Here is a 16,479-nt window from a genome sequence, read left to right on the forward strand (position 1 = left end):
ATGACTACGACTACACAATCAGTTGACGACAATGATGATGAGTTATTTGAACATCATTCTTTTATAGCCGATAAAGGACAAGCTCCTTTACGCATCGATAAATATTTAATGAATCGTATTGAAAATGCGACGCGTAATAAAATTCAATCTGCAGCAAAAGATGGAAGTATTTATGTGAATGGCACTCCTGTAAAATCAAATTATAAGGTAAAACCTCTAGATAAAATTAGAGTGTTATTAGAGCATCCGCCTTATGAATATTTACTGACTCCAGAAGACATTCCTTTAGATATTGTTTATGAAGACGATCAGTTATTAGTGGTTAATAAGCCTGCTGGAATGGTTGTACATCCTGGTCACGGAAATTATTCAGGAACACTTATCAATGCGCTTGTGTTTCATTTTGAAAACTTGCCAAATAACAGTAGTGAGCGTCCTGGATTGGTACATCGCATTGATAAGGATACGAGTGGGTTGTTAGTGATTGCCAAGACAGAACAAGCAATGACACATTTGTCTAAGCAGTTCTTTAATAAAACCAGTGAGCGAGAATATATTGCTATAGTATGGGGAAATATTGAAGCAGATGAAGGAACTATAGAAGGTCATATTGGTCGTCATCCTAAAAATCGTTTACAAAATACGGTTTTTGAAGGTGATGATGAAGATAAAGGCAAGCCAGCAGTAACACATTACAAAGTTTTGGAGCGTTTGGGTTATGTTACGTTGGTTTCCTGTAAGCTCGAAACAGGTCGTACTCATCAAATACGCGTGCACATGAAGCATATTGGTCATACACTTTTCAATGATGAACGTTATGGAGGTGAACGCATATTAAAAGGAACTACGTTTTCTAAATACAAGCAGTTTGTAGATAACTGTTTTAAAATACTGCCAAGACAAGCCTTGCATGCCAAGACTTTAGGATTTAAGCATCCAACTACTGGTGAACAAATGCGATTTGATTCTCCTATTCCTGACGATATGCAACAATGTATTGAGAAATGGAAACATTACGCAACACATGCACAATAGTTTTTGGGCATTACCTTTTAATGCTCTGTGGCATTAAAACGTCAGGCTCTCGCAAGTCGCTTCCAGACTAAAAATGTCTGGAGAGCTCCAACAATTGCTCCATCCTTAACGCAGCAGTGTAACTATAAATTTTGCTTATTACTTCATAGAAACATTTGAAACAAAAGCATTGGCTAATGAGTCATTCTATTGTAAATTTGAAATAAAATATTTTATCAGATGAAGTTAGTATTGTCTCCAGCAAAATCATTAGACTACGACAGTAAATTACCAACAACAAAAACAACGGAAGCTTGTTTTTTAAATGAAGCTGAACGTTTAAATAAATTATTGAAAAAGAAATCTGCTAAAAGTTTATCTAAATTGATGCATATTTCAGATAATTTAGGACAATTAAACTACGAACGCAATCAAGAGTGGAGTTTGCCATTCACAAAAGATAATGCCAGACAAGCCATTTATGCCTTTAATGGAGATGTTTACAGAGGTTTAGATGCTTACACTATAGATACAAAGAAATTAGACCAGCTTCAAGATACGGTTCGAATTATATCTGGATTGTATGGTGTTTTAAAACCTCTTGACTTGATTCAGCCTTACCGATTAGAAATGGGTACTAAACTTCCTGTGGGTAAACACAAAAACCTTTATGAGTTTTGGCGAAAGCAAGTCACAGAAGCACTAAATAATGAATTAGAAAAGGATGAGATTTTTTTAAATCTCGCAAGTAATGAATACTTTAAAGCCATTGATACCAAAACCTTAAAAGTGCCAGTTATTGATATTAAGTTTCAAGAGCTCAAAAATGGATCTTACAAAACCATTGCTATATTTTCAAAATTAGCAAGAGGATTAATGGCTCGTTATATCATTGATACAAATGCCAAAACGTTAGAGGATCTTAATGGATTTGATTACGAAAATTACAGGTTTACTGAAAACTTATCCTCAGAGAAAGAATTGGTATTTACGAGATAATTACTTTTTTTTATTTGGATTGATTTGGTCTTCAGTTCTTGGACGTTTTTTTATTCTTGGTCGTCGTGTCCCGAACGTGCCTTTATGAATTTTACCTCGTTTTGATTTTTTATCGCCTTTGCCCATGATTTAATCTTTTTTACCTTTATAAGGTAATATTCTTCTCTAAGAAATCCAAGCATCATCCTTGCTAAAATAGAAAGTTATATCATGTTTAAGCATAAACATCCATATCAGCCATTTATACATCAGGATACAACAAAATTAATTGTTGGGACATTGCCTCCTCCACGTTTTTCTACTGGAGAGCTTTTAGAAAAGGATGTTGATTTCTGTTATGGAAGTTATTATAATTCACTTTGGTTGTTTATTGATAAAATTCACAATCTCAATTTGAGATATGATAATTCTCAGGAAGCCATTAATGAACGAAAAGATTTTCTTATCAAGCATAAAATTGGTATCTGTGATATTGTAGAAAGTGCAGAACGAAAAAAAATAGATGCTTCAGATTTAGGGATGACAAACATAAATCTTCGTAATATCATTGGTTATTTAAACAACTATCCTAACATTGATACCTTATTATTTACAGGAGGAAACAGTAAAAACGGACCAGAATATTTTTTCAGAAAGCATATTAAAAGTCATAAGATAAAACTTAAAATTATTTCAAATGAAGTACCTCGAATTCATGAGTTTGTTCTTAATGAGAAACGACTCATTAAAACGGTCTCATTAACTTCAGGCTCAGGAGCAGCTAATATTTCTATAAGTCGGTTGCCTTTGTACCAAGTATTAAAGGCGAAACATCCTGATTTTAATACGTTTGATTTTCGTGTGAGACAATATCGAGAGTTTCTTTAAAAAATGGAAAAATGAATTTGCTATTTTATATCATTAACCATTTTCTTAATTAAAGACATCTGACCAAAATGGTAATAGCTATGTTCAATTAAACCTTCAATATTTCTTCTGTATGAACCGTATTTTTTATCAACAAAAACAGATTTTAATTGCTTTTCAGACATAGCCTCAATATGTGTTGCAGAGGTTTCAGCATGTTTAAGAAGGTTGTTTTTTAAACTGCTCCAATCAGCTTCTGATTTAATTTCAGGAGCATCAAAACTGTATTTGTCTTTAATATTAAGATCGCCTCCTTCAAATACCTGTAAAACACCTTCCACATAATATTTGATATGAAAGGTTAAAACAGCAATGGTATTTAATGAACCAATCTTTTGAGTCGCTTGCTGCCAGTTAATATCAGATAGAAGTTCTTGATAGTTAGTGTTTGCAATCCATGTTCCGTTTAAAAACAGTTCTCTAAATCGTTTTGCAAGTTGCTGAGAAGATTCCATATAAATACATGTGGATTTTAATTAGGCTCAGATTTATTCAATCTTTAATGCTGGCATTTCTTGTCCACCTTGTTTTAACGTTAAACTTTCAACAGCTCCTTTAGTGTTTCTATTAAATGTAATTTCTGCCGCAACAGCTTTTAAAAAAAACTGATCTTTTTCTGTCGCAAAAATTTCAAATTCAGGTTGACCTGTAGCTTGGGCAAACAAGCGATGATCTCTAGACATTATGGTTATAATAAAAGCAGGCTGCAACTCATATTTTCCATTATATTGTGATAACACGTCATCTGGTAAGTTTATTTCTTGTCGTTCTGCTGGAGGTGCTTTATCTATGCCACGACCAATAATAGTATTTCCATTTGAAGTGAATTTAGCCATGCGTTTTCCATTTTCAATATAAAAATCATAAGAGACGTTACCTCCATCAAAAATAAAGTTGGTTTCAGTCATTGGATAGATTTCCAGATTTGTACTGCCTTCTCTTTGACTAAATAACTGATTGTTTTTAAGTGTAATGTGTCTGATCACTCCACCATCAAATTCGTAAGCGCCTACATATTGGTTAAGTTGTTGTTTGTTTAATGCAATGGCATCTTCTTTTTTTGGAAACGGTTTGCCCAAAGCTATGGCTGCTACATTTGTGGTAATAGCTCCAACATTTCCACAGTCGCAGTTGGTCAAACCTACAATGTACATGTTTTCTTCAGGCAGAAAAATACCGTTAGAAGAATATCCAAAAATTCCTCCAGAATGCTCATAAGTTAAGGATCCTCTAATGTTTCCTTTTAACCAGCCATAACCATAAGGAATGTCTTCACCAGTATTTAGCTTAGAACCATTGATTGCTTTGTTTAATGAGCTTTTAGAAATTAATGTATTTGCGCTAATAGCGTTCTGCCATTTCAGCAAATCCTCGGTTGTAGACATGATTGAACCAGCAGCATAAGGTAATGTTAAGCTCAAATAATTTGCGTTTCTGTAGCCTTCATCAGTTTCAGAATAACCACGTGCGCGATTTGGAATTAGCTGAGTCATGCTTCCGTAATACGAATTAGTCATGTCTAATTTATCAAAAATATGAGTTGTAATAAAATCTGCATAGCTCATTCCTGAAACCACTTCAATAATATGACCTAATAGAATATAACCAGAGTTATTATAATTGTAATTAGTTCCTGGAGCAAATTCCATAGGCTCATTTTTAAACACATCAATAAGCTCAGTAGGCGTCATATCTGTTCTGGCAATCGACATAAAATTTGGCATATTGGTATAGCTTTTAATGCCAGAGGTATGATTTAATAAATGATGAATGGTTATCGTTTGGTCTTGAGTAGGATAATCTGTAATGTATTTAGTAATCTCATCATTGATATTTAATTTGCCTTGTTCCTGGAGCATTAATATACTCACAGCAGTAAATTGTTTTGTAATTGAACCAATCTCGAACACATGTTTTGGTTGTGCTTTTATTTTGTTTTCCAAATCAGCCATTCCCAAACCTGTTTTATAAATGGCTTTACCATCTTTAGCGACCAATAGTGAAAGTGCAGGAGATTCATCACTGAAGACTTGTTCATTTAAATAGGTTTTAAGTTGTTCGTCAAGACTTTGTGAAATAGCAGATGCTGAAATTAAAAGAAAAGTAAGAATTAAAGTGAGTTTTGAATTTAGTAACATCATGATTATTATTTGATTGGTAAAAGTTAATGCTTTTATATTTGACGAATAAAATTAAAATGAGTTACAATAAAATCAAAATTTGTTGTGTGATAATATCAATAAAAAAAGCGCAAGTGTTGAAACTTGCGCTTTTTAAGCTATTAATCAATAGGGATTTATATAAAAAATGTCTATTCCCAACAAAGGTGCAAATATAGGTTAGTGCGTAGTTATAAAAATTGATGTATGTTAAGAAATTTAGTTTTTAGACAACTCTTTTCTTATTCTGCTAAGACTTTCTGTAGTAATACCCAAATAAGAAGCAATGTGGTAATTTTTTACAGATTTTTCAATATTAGGATAGGTATTAATAAAGTTAAGGTATCGTTCTGTTGCGGTTTGTGATAAGTTGGCTAAAATTCGTTTTTGAAAAGCAGCAAATGCACGTTCAAGCTTCTTTCTGAAAAAAGTTTCTATAATTGGAATTTTTTCATAAAGATACTCTCTGTCTAATCTTGAAATACGATACATGATGGCGTCTTGAATGACTTCAATTGTCATGATGGCTTTTGAAGCAGAAAAAAAAGCAGTGTAATCACTAATCCACCAGTCTTTTATTCCGAATTGGACTGTATGCTCTTTGCCTAGTGTGTCTGTGTAGTAGGTTCTTAAGCAACCATTTAATATATAATATTGATGTTCTACTTTGTCATCAGTTTTGAGAATGATATCTCCTTTTTTATACTTGACTTTATAAAATACAGATTCTATGATCTCAATCTGCTCGTTAGAAAAAGATACACCCTTAAAAATTTCTTTGATTTTTGAATTGTCAGAACGCATGTTTTTAAGTCGTTAATCCATAATAAGATACGAAGAATATAATTAAAAAACGATTAGAAACGATATGTTGTTGAAAAATTAGTTTATCGGATTTTATTATGAAAAATGCTTGTATCACATCGTACTCATTCATTTTCTTCTTGACAGAATATTTTTAAACTGGAATTAAAATATGATAGGTGGCAAATGTACATTCACCCTAGACTAATACGAATCGTGTAGCATTCATTTAAGGTTTTGTTACGTGAATGATGTAGGTTGCAATAATATCTTTATTCACTTTTATATGCACATCGTGCTGACCTTTTTGCTTAAATAAATGTTTAAACTGAAACAATCCGTTTTCAGTTTTAAGGTCATAAATTTTTAAAATTTTGTGCTTGTTTCTTGCAATCTTGATTAGAGCTATTTTTTCTATTGAAAGTACCTTTGGTGATTTAAAACTAAAATTTAGTTCAATGTTTTTTTGAATAACAACATTCATTTGTTCAGGTCCAATAGGTATGATGTTATGTTTAAAAGTTTCACCATATACTAGAGGACCTAATATATGCTCGCTTTGAATTAACCTATCATTGAGCAGCCATTTTTTATGCAATGGAATATGACTTTTTGAAAATAATAGAGGGTCTGCTAAAAAATAACCTGTATTGTATTCTTTTACAAAAATGTTGTCTAAGATCATAAATCCGCTGGACCAAGTTGCATCACATAAATACCATTTATTGTTCAAATTTACAGCATTCCAGGAATGATTTGGAATTTCAAGTTGCTCAACGTTTGAATCAGCAGATCTGGCATAGCCATTAACAATTTCACATTCTAAATTAGCTAAAAAAGACAATTCCTTAATTAAGTATGCGTAGCCAGTACACATGGTTTTTTTGTGCGTTAATAGCTTTTGAAAAGCATGTTTTTTAAACTCATGGTTCCAATGCATTAAAGCTGTACTATCGTTTTGTAGTTTTCTTCTCATACGAGCCACTGTGTTATGCTGATTCGAATCAGATGAAATGTTATGGCAAACCCAAGTATAAATCGCTCTGAATTTTTCAACATCTGTAGTAAGTTTTGAAGTCAGCTTGTGCGCAAGAACTGGTAAATTAGTTAAGCTGGCATTAGCATTAAGTCTAGCAATATTGTCAGCTCGAGTGAAATCTATGGTTTTAAAATCCGACAGTTGTGCATAAGACAGATTGCAAATGAAAACCAATATAATAATGAGTTGTTTCATAATAGCCAGCTTATGTTTATTTATTTTTTTTAGAAGTATAGATGTCTTTAACAGCCACTTTTCCCATAATGATACAAGCGTCTAATTTCATATCTACTTGAAGTTGAATGTTTGAAGCCGAATGTTTATTATCTACGACTAATTTTTGAGATGTCATTCCTACATAACTAAAAATCAATACGTCTCCTTTTTTTAATGTTTCAGGAAATTCAAAATTCCCGTCAAAATCTGTATACGTACCAATTGTGGTACCTTCTAAGATAACATTAACTCCAGCTAAAGGAAGTCCTGACTCAGTAACATGACCTTTAATAACAATATCCTTTTCATTTTTATTGAGAATTAGTCTTGCAGATTTACTTTCTGAATCTTCATTTTGTGATCTGGCATCTTGCGCTTGTAGTGTTCCAAATGATAAAAACGCTACGCACGCTAACCCGAAACTTTTAAAAACATTTAATAGGCTCATACGCTTCGAGTTACTGTCATAGGTTTTTAATTGACTGCTGTTAAATCTTCCGCAGGTATTTTTAGTCCTCCTGGTTTTAAAATAGGAGATGAGCTCTTCAGAATTCATCTTTGTGAAATCGACGACCTCCTTTTCACAAGAATTACAAAAACCTCCTTTGGCAGTTGGTTTAAATTGGTTGAAATGTTCTGAGCATGGGGTTTGAATGTTTAAATTAAGTTGATTTTTCATGATATATGATGGTTTAAGTGTTATAATGACTCAAACCTATACATCTTGTGGTTCTTAAAAAATGAACAATTAGTAAAGCATCTTTTTTAATGAGTAAAGTATGATTTTGAATAAGGATACATAAAAAACCACTTTGAATTCACAAAGTGGTTTAGTGTCTTATAAGATGCTGAACTTGGTTCAGCATGATGTAATTTGATTATTTAATCATCTCATAACTACGTTTGATAAAGTTTGTTAACTCTTCACCTTTGAGCAAGCCTTGAGATAAACGCGCCAGGTCTAAACTCTGACTAATCAAACGTTCCTGTTTCTTTTTGGTTTTGGTGTTTAGAATCTCGTTGACCAAATCAGAGTTGGTGTTTACGATAAGATTGTACATCTCAGGCATGTTGCCCATTCCAAACATTCCGCCTCCACCACCTGTTTGCTGCATCTCTTTCATACGACGCATGAACTCTGGTTGTGTGATGATAAACGGACTCGCACTGCTGTCCATAGCCTCTAACTGTACCATGAATTTTTCAGAAGGAATTGTTTCTTTTAATAACTCATCTAAAGCTTTCTTTTCATCTTCGCTTAATTTTGAAATTGATGTGTCCTCTTTCTTAATTAAATTGTCAATATGGTCACCATCAACACGAGCAAAAGACACATTTTCTTTAGTGGTTTCTAACTTCTGAATTAAATGCGATACAATTGGAGAATCTAACAATAACACTTCATAACCTTTAGATTTTGCCGACTCTATATAGGAGTGTTGTGTATCTTTATCAGACGCATATAAAATCACAAGTTTGTCATCCTTATCGGTTTGCTTCGCTTTAATCTTATTGAATAATTCTTCATACGTGTAGAATTTGCCATCAACCGTTGGATATAAAGCAAATGCATCCGCTTTGTCAAAGAACTTTTCTTCAGAAAGCATTCCGTATTCAATTACAATTTTGATATCGTCCCATTTCTTTTCAAAATCTTCACGATTAGAATTAAATAAGGATTTTAATTTATCTGCCACTTTACGTGTGATGTAAGACGAAATTTTCTTCACTGCGCCATCAGCCTGTAAATAGCTACGAGATACGTTTAACGGAATATCTGGCGAATCAATCACACCTCTTAACATCGTTAAGAATTCTGGTACGATGCCTTCCACATTATCAGTGACAAACACCTGATTTTGATACAGCTGAATTTTGTCCTTCTGAATGTTTAAATCATTCGTCATCTTAGGGAAATATAAGATTCCTGTTAGGTTAAACGGATAATCAACATTTAAATGAATGTGAAATAAAGGCTCTTCAAACTGCATTGGATACAGTTCTCTGTAGAAATTTTTGTAATCCTCATCTTCTAATTCTGTGGGCTGTTTCGTCCATGCAGGATTAGGATTGTTGATGATGTTGTCAACGGTAATTTGTTTATGAGGTTCAGTTGTTTCTTTACCGTCTTTATCTTTTGTTGTTTTTGGTGTAAAATCTGGATCGTTAATTTCTTTTGTTCCGAATTTAATTGGAACAGGCATAAACTTGTTATACTTAAGAAGTAGTTCTCTGATACGAGCTTCTTCTAAGAATTCAGTGGAGTCATCAGCGATATGAAGAATGATTTCTGTTCCTCTTTCTGTTTTATCTGAAGCTTCTAAAGTGAATTCAGGTGAGCCATCACAGGTCCAATGTGCAGCAGGAGCATCTGTATGAGACTTTGTGATAATTTCTACTTTTTCAGCGACCATAAAGGCAGAATAAAATCCTAATCCGAAATGACCAATAATTCCAGAATCTTTAGCAGCATCTTTATACTTGTCTAAAAATTCTTCAGCTCCAGAAAAAGCAACCTGGTTAATGTATTTTTCAACTTCTTCAGCTGTCATACCTAAACCTTGATCGATGATGTGAAGTTTTTTTCCTTCTTTATCAATCTTTACTTCAATTTGTGGATTTCCGTATTCAGATTTAGATTCACCAATACTCGTTAGGTGTTTCAATTTTAATGTTGCATCTGTTGCGTTACTGATCAACTCACGTAAAAATATTTCGTGGTCGCTGTACAAGAATTTTTTAATGAGCGGAAATATATTTTCTACCGATACATTAATGTTTCCTTTTGTCATGATATAATTTATTTGTCATTCCTGAACAAGCAGGAATCTAGTTAATGATAATTTAATTTTACTTTAGAAGTTTATTCAACAAAAATGCCAAGACTTATAATGTGACAAACTGACATTACTATAAAAAAATGAATTGTTATGCATGCATAACGATTAGGTTTCAGTTTAAAAAAAAGTAGGTTGTAAATAGCTAAATTGCAAGAATTATCTAATACTAAATTTTATTATGTACAATTCCAAAATAATAGGTTTAGGACATTATGTTCCTGACAATGTAGTAACCAATGATGATTTGTCCAAAATGATGGATACAAATGACGAATGGATTCAAGAACGTACAGGAATTAAAGAACGTCGTTGGGCTGTGAAAGGTACAGGAGATACAACTGCAGGAATGGGAGTAAAAGCTGCTAAAGTTGCTATTGAACGTTCAGGTTTAGATAAAGATGATATTGATTTTATAATTTTCGCAACCTTGAGTCCAGACATGTATTTTCCTGGTCCTGGTGTGCAAGTGCAGCATGCTTTAGATATTAAAACAGTTGGAGCATTGGATGTTCGTAACCAATGTTCAGGTTTTGTGTATGCACTTTCTGTAGCTGACAATTTTATAAAAACAGGAATGTATAAAAATATTCTTGTTATTGGTAGTGAGTTACATTCTCACGGATTAGATAAAACCACACGAGGTAGAGGCGTTTCAGTCATCTTTGGTGATGGAGCAGGAGCAGCAGTTTTAACTAGAGAAGAGGATACAAGTAAAGGCATTCTATCTACACATTTACATTCTCAAGGAGAACATGCCGAAGAATTGGTGTTAATTGCTCCAGGAATGGGTAAACGTTGGGTGAATGATATAATAAATGATAATAATCCAAACGATGAGAGTTATTTTCCTCATATGAACGGACAATTTGTGTTTAAAAATGCAGTCGTTCGTTTTAGCGAAGTGATTATGGAAGGCTTAATGAAAAATAAGCTTCAAGTTGATGATATTGATATGTTGATTCCGCATCAAGCCAATTTACGAATAGCGCAATTCATTCAACGTAAGTTTAAATTAGAAGATGATCAAGTGTTTAATAATATCCAGAAATATGGAAACACGACTGCGGCATCTATCCCGATCGCTTTAACAGAAGCCTGGGAAGCAGGAAAAATAAAGGAAGGTGATACTGTGGTGTTAGCTGCTTTTGGTAGTGGATTTACTTGGGGAAGCGTGATTATAAAGTGGTAGCAAACGTCTTTGGGAAAAGCAATCTTTATATTGGAGTGCCTTGTATGATTCATGATTTTTAAGCTCTTTATCAAAATCTTTTTCTTATTACTAATTTCTGAATTTGTGATTGGTTGTGCAGACATGCTTTTTACTCAGAATAATACTGAGTTATTTGGAATTCAATTAGAAGATATTACAGGATTACTACTTCTGTTTGCAAGTATGCCAATAGGTGTTTTAGGTAATGGTTTACCATTTTATGCTTACGAATTTTGGTTGAGTTTACTCCTAACCACTTTAAATATCTTGATTCAAACTGTTATAATCTATGTGATTTATAATTTTTTCAAAAGAGATTAGAAGAACAAATCACAAAAAAAAATCCGAAACATTACTGTTCCGGATTTCCTCGCTATTAACCAATCTTCACTAACACTAAAACTATAAAACTAGTGATTTGTTAAACTGATTAACTTTAAAACTTATCACATTTACATAGACGCTAAAACTTTACTTTTATTATATCAAAGTTCATATTTAACGTTTTAATTAACATAAAAAAGTCCGCAAGTAAAACTTACGGACCATCTGCTATTAATCAATTTTAAAACTTTGTATTTATATAGGGCTAATTTTAAAACTAAAAATGTTTATTATGGTGTCTTTAGTCGGAGTCAAAACCAGTGTATTACATTGGTTTTCAGTTTTTAACAAAATTTTATAAAAAACCCGAAGCTTTTGAGCTTCGGGCTGTAACATTTAATAACCAAACTTAACACTAACCATCAACTATTATGTAGGTCATTAAATGTACGTTGACTTTTTTTTTGAAGTTTACATAAATCCGCCACTTCCAGATTTTTCATTATCATCTCTGTTTTTACGTTGTAATGCCCTGTATTTTCCACCACCAAATCGGTATGATAATGCAATATTCCATGTGTTACTTTCCCAGTTAAATTCTCCAGCTTGAGGATAGGGTCTGTCACCTTCAAATTCAAACTTCATGGTATTTAAAATATCGCTGTAATTAAAACTAAATGTTGCTCTATTATCTTCTAAGAAACTGTAACGTAAACCTGTGTTTACCATAAACATTGGGTTTCTTGTAAATTGTAAGCCTTTTTCTTCACCTCTATACATTGTAAAAAGCGACAGGTTCAATTGCTTTGTAACTTTAAAATTATTAAATAGTCTAAAGTTGTACACAAGATTGTCGGCCTCAATCGAAGTGCGTTCAATATCGTTAGGAGTCGCAATCTCAATTGGCTGAGTTAAGATTTCAGTTATTCCTTTTTGTTTTCTGGCGAATAAATCAAAACTGGTATTTAAATTCCACCATTTTGTAGGTCTGTAGTTGCTACTCAATTCTAAGCCAAAAGCTGTAGTATTCTCAAAATTATCAAAGGTTAAAATACTTTTGTTGATGTCTAAACGATCAATAAAAACAGCTCTGTTGATTTCATCCTCTACTAATCTAAAAAACACACCACCTGTAATGGTTCCCTTTTCAAGTTTTCGAGTGTAGTTAAATTCAACCGAATTGGTAAACTGAGGTTCTAAATTTGTGTTTCCAAATGAAGAGATTAAAGGTGTACTCCATTCTCTAATAGGATTTACCTGCTGTAAACCTGGACGGTCAACACGACGGCTAACACTCATTTGATATGTGTTTTTTTCTCCAGGAGTATACGTCACAAAGGCAGAAGGATATACTTGAAAATAATCATTTTCAAATGGATCATTTTCAAGTCCGTTAACAGATTGACTTAGAGCTGAAGCATCTTCAGCAACAGTTTCAGCCCTTGCACCAACTTGGTAACTCCATTTGTCAAACGTTTTGCCATAGGTTACATATAATGAATAAATGTCTCTTTTATACGTAAAATCAGTGTTTGGAGTTGAGATAAACTCGTCACCATTATTTGGTGTTTCATCTTGCAATGGGTTTACTGAAAGTCCTGTTGAATTATAATCAATATTGGTTTCAAAAAGACGTGCTTCTGCACCAATTTCTAATTTGGTATTGTCATCTAAAGGGTTGGTATAATCTAAATTTACAACGGTTTGATTTCTGTTGGTGTCTACAAAATCCACATAATTTGGTGGGAACGGAATATTTGTAAATCTGAAATTTGCAATTTCGTCTTGACTAAATTCACTGTAATCAACTTCTAAATCTATTTTTTCGCCTTCTTTTTTAAACTTATGATTGAAAATTCCGTTGTATTGTGAAACAACATTATCAATGTCATTATCAAAATTTTGAAGTTGCAGAGGCTGATCTATATATTGAATTCCTGTTGAGCCATCGCCAATTCCATTAAACAAATTTTGATTCGTAAAGAATGAAACAGTATTGTTGTCGTTTATATAGTAATCGACACCTAACTTATATAAATGTGATTTATTATTGTTTCTAGAGTCGAAAGATTGAATAGATTCATCATCCAAACGTTCAATGAACCCGTAGTTAGCATATTTGCCTATGTTGTTTCCGTAGTTCCCATAGAAATTAAATTTTCCATTGCGATAATTCATGTCAATGGAGCTATTAAATTTTGCAAAAATTTCTTTGGTTAATCCAACATTAATGTTGCCATTAAACCCAATAGTAGTGTTTTTGTGAAGAATGATATTAATGATTCCGCTCATTCCTTCAGGATTATACTTAGCAGAAGGGTTTGTAATTAATTCAATTTGCTTGATAGATGTTGAAGGAATTTGTCTCAAAAGCTGTGCAATTGGAACGTTTGATAATTTTCCATCAACCATAACACGAACATTTTCATTACCACGTAAACTTATGTTTCCAGTTTGCTGATCGACATTTACTGATGGCAGATTATTCATAATGTCGCTGGCAGTAGGTCCAGCTGTGGTAAGATCTTTACCAATCGTGATGACTTTTCTATCTACTTTTTGTTGAATGGTGGTAACTTCAGCAACTATTGTAACTTCATCTAAACTTGCAATATCTTCTTCAAGATAAATATCTCCAACATTTATATTGTAGTTGCCTTTACCTATGGTTATAGATTTAGATGTGGTTTTGAAACCAATATATTGAATGCTAAGAGTTACTATACCTTCAGGTATATTTTCAATTTCAAAAGTACCATCATCTTGAGTAATTCCTCCTGTAATGGTTTTGTTATCAGAATCTTTGATAATAATATTTACATAAGGTAAAGGTTGATTAAGGGAAGCATCAATTACGCGACCTGAAACCGAGCTATCTCTTGCAGCAACAATTTCTGTTGGGTTTGCATATGCTAATACAGAAAGTAAAAGCACACACAACTGTGTGATTTTTTTCATTTTTTGATTGATTGAGTTATAATTTATCCTTTTCGGGATAGGTTGTTACCACATAGACGTTTATTTTTGGGTTGTGTTACTGCTTTTAACACTACTTAACATGTTTTTAACAAAAAAACACTGTGAGATGATGTTAACAGATTTAATACATATAATTTTTTATTACAATTAATACACCATTATGAAGAAGACATTAGTTATAGGAGCATCCTTAAAACCACAACGATATTCTAATATTGCTATCAATAGATTGGTTGATTATAATCATGAAGTAGTTGCATTTGGATTAAAGGAAGGTACAGTGGCAGGTGTAGAAATCGATATAAATCTGATGCCATATAAAGATGTGCATACAGTGACACTTTATTTAAATCCTGAGCGTCAAAAAGCCTATTATGATTATATAATTTCGTTACAACCCAAACGCATTATTTTTAATCCAGGAACTGAAAATTCAGAGTTTCAAAATTTATTAAAACAAAGTAATATCTTTTTTGAAGAAGCCTGCACATTAGTGTTATTAGCTTCTAATCAATACTAGTTTTTTTTGCAATAAATAACAGCCCTAAGAAAGTTAACAGACCATTTACTATGAGGATTTCAAATCCTATTTTGTAGCCATTAAATAATTCTGCCGAGTATAAATTAATGAGGTAAGATGCTATTGGTGCTACGATAGCAATAATCCATACATAATGATCTTTAATATGCTTTTTAGTTAATATGCCAAAAGCAAATAAGCCAAGTAGCGGTCCGTAAGTGTAACCAGCAGCTTTGAATAATTCCCAAATAACAGAGACATCTTTAAATAATAAATCAAACAGAATTATTACCATTACTAAGATAAAACTAAACAGGATGTGAATGTGTTTACGAATCCTTTTTTGATCGTTTTGAGGCCTTTTGTCTAACTCAATAATATCAATACAAAACGAAGTTGTTAACGATGTAAGTGCACTATCTGCACTACTGTATGCCGCAGCAATCAAGCCTAGTAAAAAGAAGGCAGAAGTTACAACACCAATCTCTGGTAGCATAGCAATAGTTGGAAACAGATCGTCTTTATTAGCAGTAATGCCATGTAATTCTGCATATTGAGTTAGCATCAATCCTAAAGCCAAAAATAAAATATTGACGAACACTAAAATGATACTAAAACTGACCATGTTTTTTTGGGCATCTTTCAGGTTTCTACAAGTTAAGTTCTTTTGCATCATATCCTGATCTAAGCCAGTCATGGTAATGGTTATAAATATTCCAGCTAAAAAACTTTTGAAAAAGTATTGTGAATCATTTTTATCTTCAAAAAAGAATACTTTGCTAAGTTTGCTATCTGTAACATTGGTATAGATTTCTGAAATACTGTTTAAATCTAAAGCACTTGCTAAAAATGAAATGGTAACCACTACTGAAACTAACATAAATAACGTTTGAAGCGTATCTGTAAAAATGATGGTTTTAATACCACCTTTAAAGGTGTATAGCCAAATAAGTGCAATAGTAATGACTACTGTTACAGGAAACGGAATCGTGTAGTTTTCATAAATGTAGATGTTATCGAAAATAAGTAATTGCAAAACTTTAGCTACTAAAAATAATCTAAATGCAGCTCCAACTGTTCTCGATATTAAGAAAGCAACAGATCCTGTTTTATAACTTGTAGCACCAAATCGTTCTTTGAGATAGGTGTAAATAGAAGTTAAATTCATTTTGTAATACAAAGGAAGTAACACATAGGCGATAATGAGGTATCCAAAAAAGTAACCTAGTACGACTTGAAAATAGCCAAATTGTTTTGCTTCAACAGCTCCAGGGACTGAAATAAACGTAACACCAGATAATGAAGCTCCAATCATTCCAAAAGCAACTAAATACCAAGGAGCAGATTTATTGGCTTTAAAAAAAGCTTCGTTTGAATCTTCTTTTCCTGTAAAATAGGAAATCAAGATAAGCACACCGAAATAGGCTAGAATCAATAATATGATGGTGTTTGTTGACATAATTTGAGTT

The 16,479-nt window shown here is 32.7% G+C and carries 15 protein-coding genes; 6 read left to right on the forward strand and 9 right to left on the reverse strand.

The window, feature by feature from the left end:
* Together ACRHNM_RS10465 and yaaA are read left to right on the forward strand one after the other, a co-directional pair.
* Positions 1-1,035: an RluA family pseudouridine synthase gene (locus ACRHNM_RS10465; protein WP_431136326.1), complete on the forward strand. Its 1,035-nt coding sequence runs from the start codon at positions 1-3 to the stop codon at positions 1,033-1,035.
* Positions 1,036-1,254: 219 nt separating this feature from the next.
* Positions 1,255-2,013, forward strand: a complete 759-nt coding sequence (gene yaaA / locus ACRHNM_RS10470) for a peroxide stress protein YaaA (RefSeq protein ID WP_431136328.1) — start codon at positions 1,255-1,257, stop codon at positions 2,011-2,013.
* Here the strand turns inward: yaaA and ACRHNM_RS10475 are convergent, their stop codons facing one another.
* Complete coding sequence (locus ACRHNM_RS10475) at positions 2,014-2,139, reverse strand: 30S ribosomal protein THX (protein ID WP_431136330.1); 126 nt, start codon at positions 2,137-2,139, stop codon at positions 2,014-2,016.
* An 84-nt stretch (positions 2,140-2,223) separates the two neighbouring features.
* Between ACRHNM_RS10475 and ACRHNM_RS10480 the strand changes: the two genes are divergently transcribed.
* A complete protein-coding gene (locus ACRHNM_RS10480; RefSeq protein WP_431136332.1) occupies positions 2,224-2,880 on the forward strand; it encodes a uracil-DNA glycosylase family protein in 657 nt (218 codons plus the stop codon).
* Between the two features lie 20 nt (positions 2,881-2,900).
* On the opposite strand, the gene ACRHNM_RS10485 is transcribed toward ACRHNM_RS10480, so the two are convergent.
* The 6 genes from ACRHNM_RS10485 to htpG all read right to left on the reverse strand — a co-directional run bounded on the left by ACRHNM_RS10485 (position 2,901) and on the right by htpG (position 9,929).
* Entirely contained in the window at positions 2,901-3,374 is a 474-nt protein-coding gene (locus ACRHNM_RS10485) for a DUF1572 domain-containing protein (protein WP_431136334.1), read from the reverse strand.
* A gap of 33 nt (positions 3,375-3,407) precedes the next feature.
* The gene (locus ACRHNM_RS10490; protein ID WP_431136336.1) at positions 3,408-5,060 is read right to left on the reverse strand and encodes a serine hydrolase; all 1,653 of its coding nucleotides are present in this window, start codon (positions 5,058-5,060) and stop codon (positions 3,408-3,410) included.
* Between the two features lie 237 nt (positions 5,061-5,297).
* Positions 5,298-5,882, reverse strand: a complete 585-nt coding sequence (locus tag ACRHNM_RS10495) for a Crp/Fnr family transcriptional regulator (RefSeq protein ID WP_431136338.1) — start codon at positions 5,880-5,882, stop codon at positions 5,298-5,300.
* 229 nt (positions 5,883-6,111) lie between these two features.
* Entirely contained in the window at positions 6,112-7,116 is a 1,005-nt protein-coding gene (locus tag ACRHNM_RS10500) for a transglutaminase domain-containing protein (RefSeq protein ID WP_431136340.1), read from the reverse strand.
* 16 nt (positions 7,117-7,132) lie between these two features.
* Positions 7,133-7,816, reverse strand: a complete 684-nt coding sequence (locus ACRHNM_RS10505) for a carboxypeptidase-like regulatory domain-containing protein (protein ID WP_431136341.1) — start codon at positions 7,814-7,816, stop codon at positions 7,133-7,135.
* 199 nt (positions 7,817-8,015) lie between these two features.
* Positions 8,016-9,929 carry a molecular chaperone HtpG gene (gene htpG / locus ACRHNM_RS10510; protein ID WP_431136343.1) on the reverse strand — a complete coding sequence of 638 codons (1,914 nt, stop codon included), beginning with the start codon at positions 9,927-9,929 and terminating at the stop codon, positions 8,016-8,018.
* 226 nt (positions 9,930-10,155) lie between these two features.
* Here htpG and ACRHNM_RS10515 point away from each other — a divergent pair, with 226 nt between their 5' ends.
* Both ACRHNM_RS10515 and ACRHNM_RS10520 read left to right on the forward strand, forming a co-directional pair.
* Positions 10,156-11,166, forward strand: coding sequence for a 3-oxoacyl-ACP synthase III family protein (locus ACRHNM_RS10515; RefSeq protein ID WP_431136345.1), 1,011 nt, complete (start codon positions 10,156-10,158; stop codon positions 11,164-11,166).
* A gap of 51 nt (positions 11,167-11,217) precedes the next feature.
* Entirely contained in the window at positions 11,218-11,508 is a 291-nt protein-coding gene (locus ACRHNM_RS10520; protein WP_431136347.1) for a hypothetical protein, read from the forward strand.
* A 474-nt stretch (positions 11,509-11,982) separates the two neighbouring features.
* Here the strand turns inward: ACRHNM_RS10520 and ACRHNM_RS10525 are convergent, their stop codons facing one another.
* Positions 11,983-14,469 (reverse strand): TonB-dependent receptor domain-containing protein, encoded by a 2,487-nt coding sequence (locus ACRHNM_RS10525; RefSeq protein ID WP_431136349.1) that lies wholly within the window; start codon positions 14,467-14,469, stop codon positions 11,983-11,985.
* Positions 14,470-14,647: 178 nt separating this feature from the next.
* On the opposite strand from ACRHNM_RS10525, the gene ACRHNM_RS10530 reads away from it, so the two are divergent.
* Positions 14,648-15,010, forward strand: coding sequence for a CoA-binding protein (locus tag ACRHNM_RS10530; RefSeq protein ID WP_431136573.1), 363 nt, complete (start codon positions 14,648-14,650; stop codon positions 15,008-15,010).
* Here the strand turns inward: ACRHNM_RS10530 and ACRHNM_RS10535 are convergent.
* Positions 14,997-16,469: a sodium:solute symporter gene (locus ACRHNM_RS10535; protein WP_431136351.1), complete on the reverse strand. Its 1,473-nt coding sequence runs from the start codon at positions 16,467-16,469 to the stop codon at positions 14,997-14,999. The genes ACRHNM_RS10530 and ACRHNM_RS10535 overlap by 14 nt on opposite strands.
* Between the last annotated feature and the right edge of the window lie 10 nt (positions 16,470-16,479).

The organism is Psychroserpens mesophilus (assembly GCF_050617655.1).
Lineage (GTDB): Bacteria > Bacteroidota > Bacteroidia > Flavobacteriales > Flavobacteriaceae > Psychroserpens > Psychroserpens mesophilus_A.

What these genes read in the sequence shown, in the direction of transcription:
- ACRHNM_RS10465 (WP_431136326.1), top strand. Translation starts at nt 1, where the DNA reads ATGACTACGACTACACAATCAGTTGACGACAATGATGATGAGTTATTT.
- yaaA (WP_431136328.1), top strand. Translation starts at nt 1,255, where the DNA reads ATGAAGTTAGTATTGTCTCCAGCAAAATCATTAGACTACGACAGTAAA.
- ACRHNM_RS10475 (WP_431136330.1), bottom strand. Translation starts at nt 2,139, where the DNA reads ATGGGCAAAGGCGATAAAAAATCAAAACGAGGTAAAATTCATAAAGGC.
- ACRHNM_RS10480 (WP_431136332.1), top strand. Translation starts at nt 2,224, where the DNA reads ATGTTTAAGCATAAACATCCATATCAGCCATTTATACATCAGGATACA.
- ACRHNM_RS10485 (WP_431136334.1), bottom strand. Translation starts at nt 3,374, where the DNA reads ATGGAATCTTCTCAGCAACTTGCAAAACGATTTAGAGAACTGTTTTTA.
- ACRHNM_RS10490 (WP_431136336.1), bottom strand. Translation starts at nt 5,060, where the DNA reads ATGATGTTACTAAATTCAAAACTCACTTTAATTCTTACTTTTCTTTTA.
- ACRHNM_RS10495 (WP_431136338.1), bottom strand. Translation starts at nt 5,882, where the DNA reads ATGCGTTCTGACAATTCAAAAATCAAAGAAATTTTTAAGGGTGTATCT.
- ACRHNM_RS10500 (WP_431136340.1), bottom strand. Translation starts at nt 7,116, where the DNA reads ATGAAACAACTCATTATTATATTGGTTTTCATTTGCAATCTGTCTTAT.
- ACRHNM_RS10505 (WP_431136341.1), bottom strand. Translation starts at nt 7,816, where the DNA reads ATGAAAAATCAACTTAATTTAAACATTCAAACCCCATGCTCAGAACAT.
- htpG (WP_431136343.1), bottom strand. Translation starts at nt 9,929, where the DNA reads ATGACAAAAGGAAACATTAATGTATCGGTAGAAAATATATTTCCGCTC.
- ACRHNM_RS10515 (WP_431136345.1), top strand. Translation starts at nt 10,156, where the DNA reads ATGTACAATTCCAAAATAATAGGTTTAGGACATTATGTTCCTGACAAT.
- ACRHNM_RS10520 (WP_431136347.1), top strand. Translation starts at nt 11,218, where the DNA reads ATGATTTTTAAGCTCTTTATCAAAATCTTTTTCTTATTACTAATTTCT.
- ACRHNM_RS10525 (WP_431136349.1), bottom strand. Translation starts at nt 14,469, where the DNA reads ATGAAAAAAATCACACAGTTGTGTGTGCTTTTACTTTCTGTATTAGCA.
- ACRHNM_RS10535 (WP_431136351.1), bottom strand. Translation starts at nt 16,469, where the DNA reads ATGTCAACAAACACCATCATATTATTGATTCTAGCCTATTTCGGTGTG.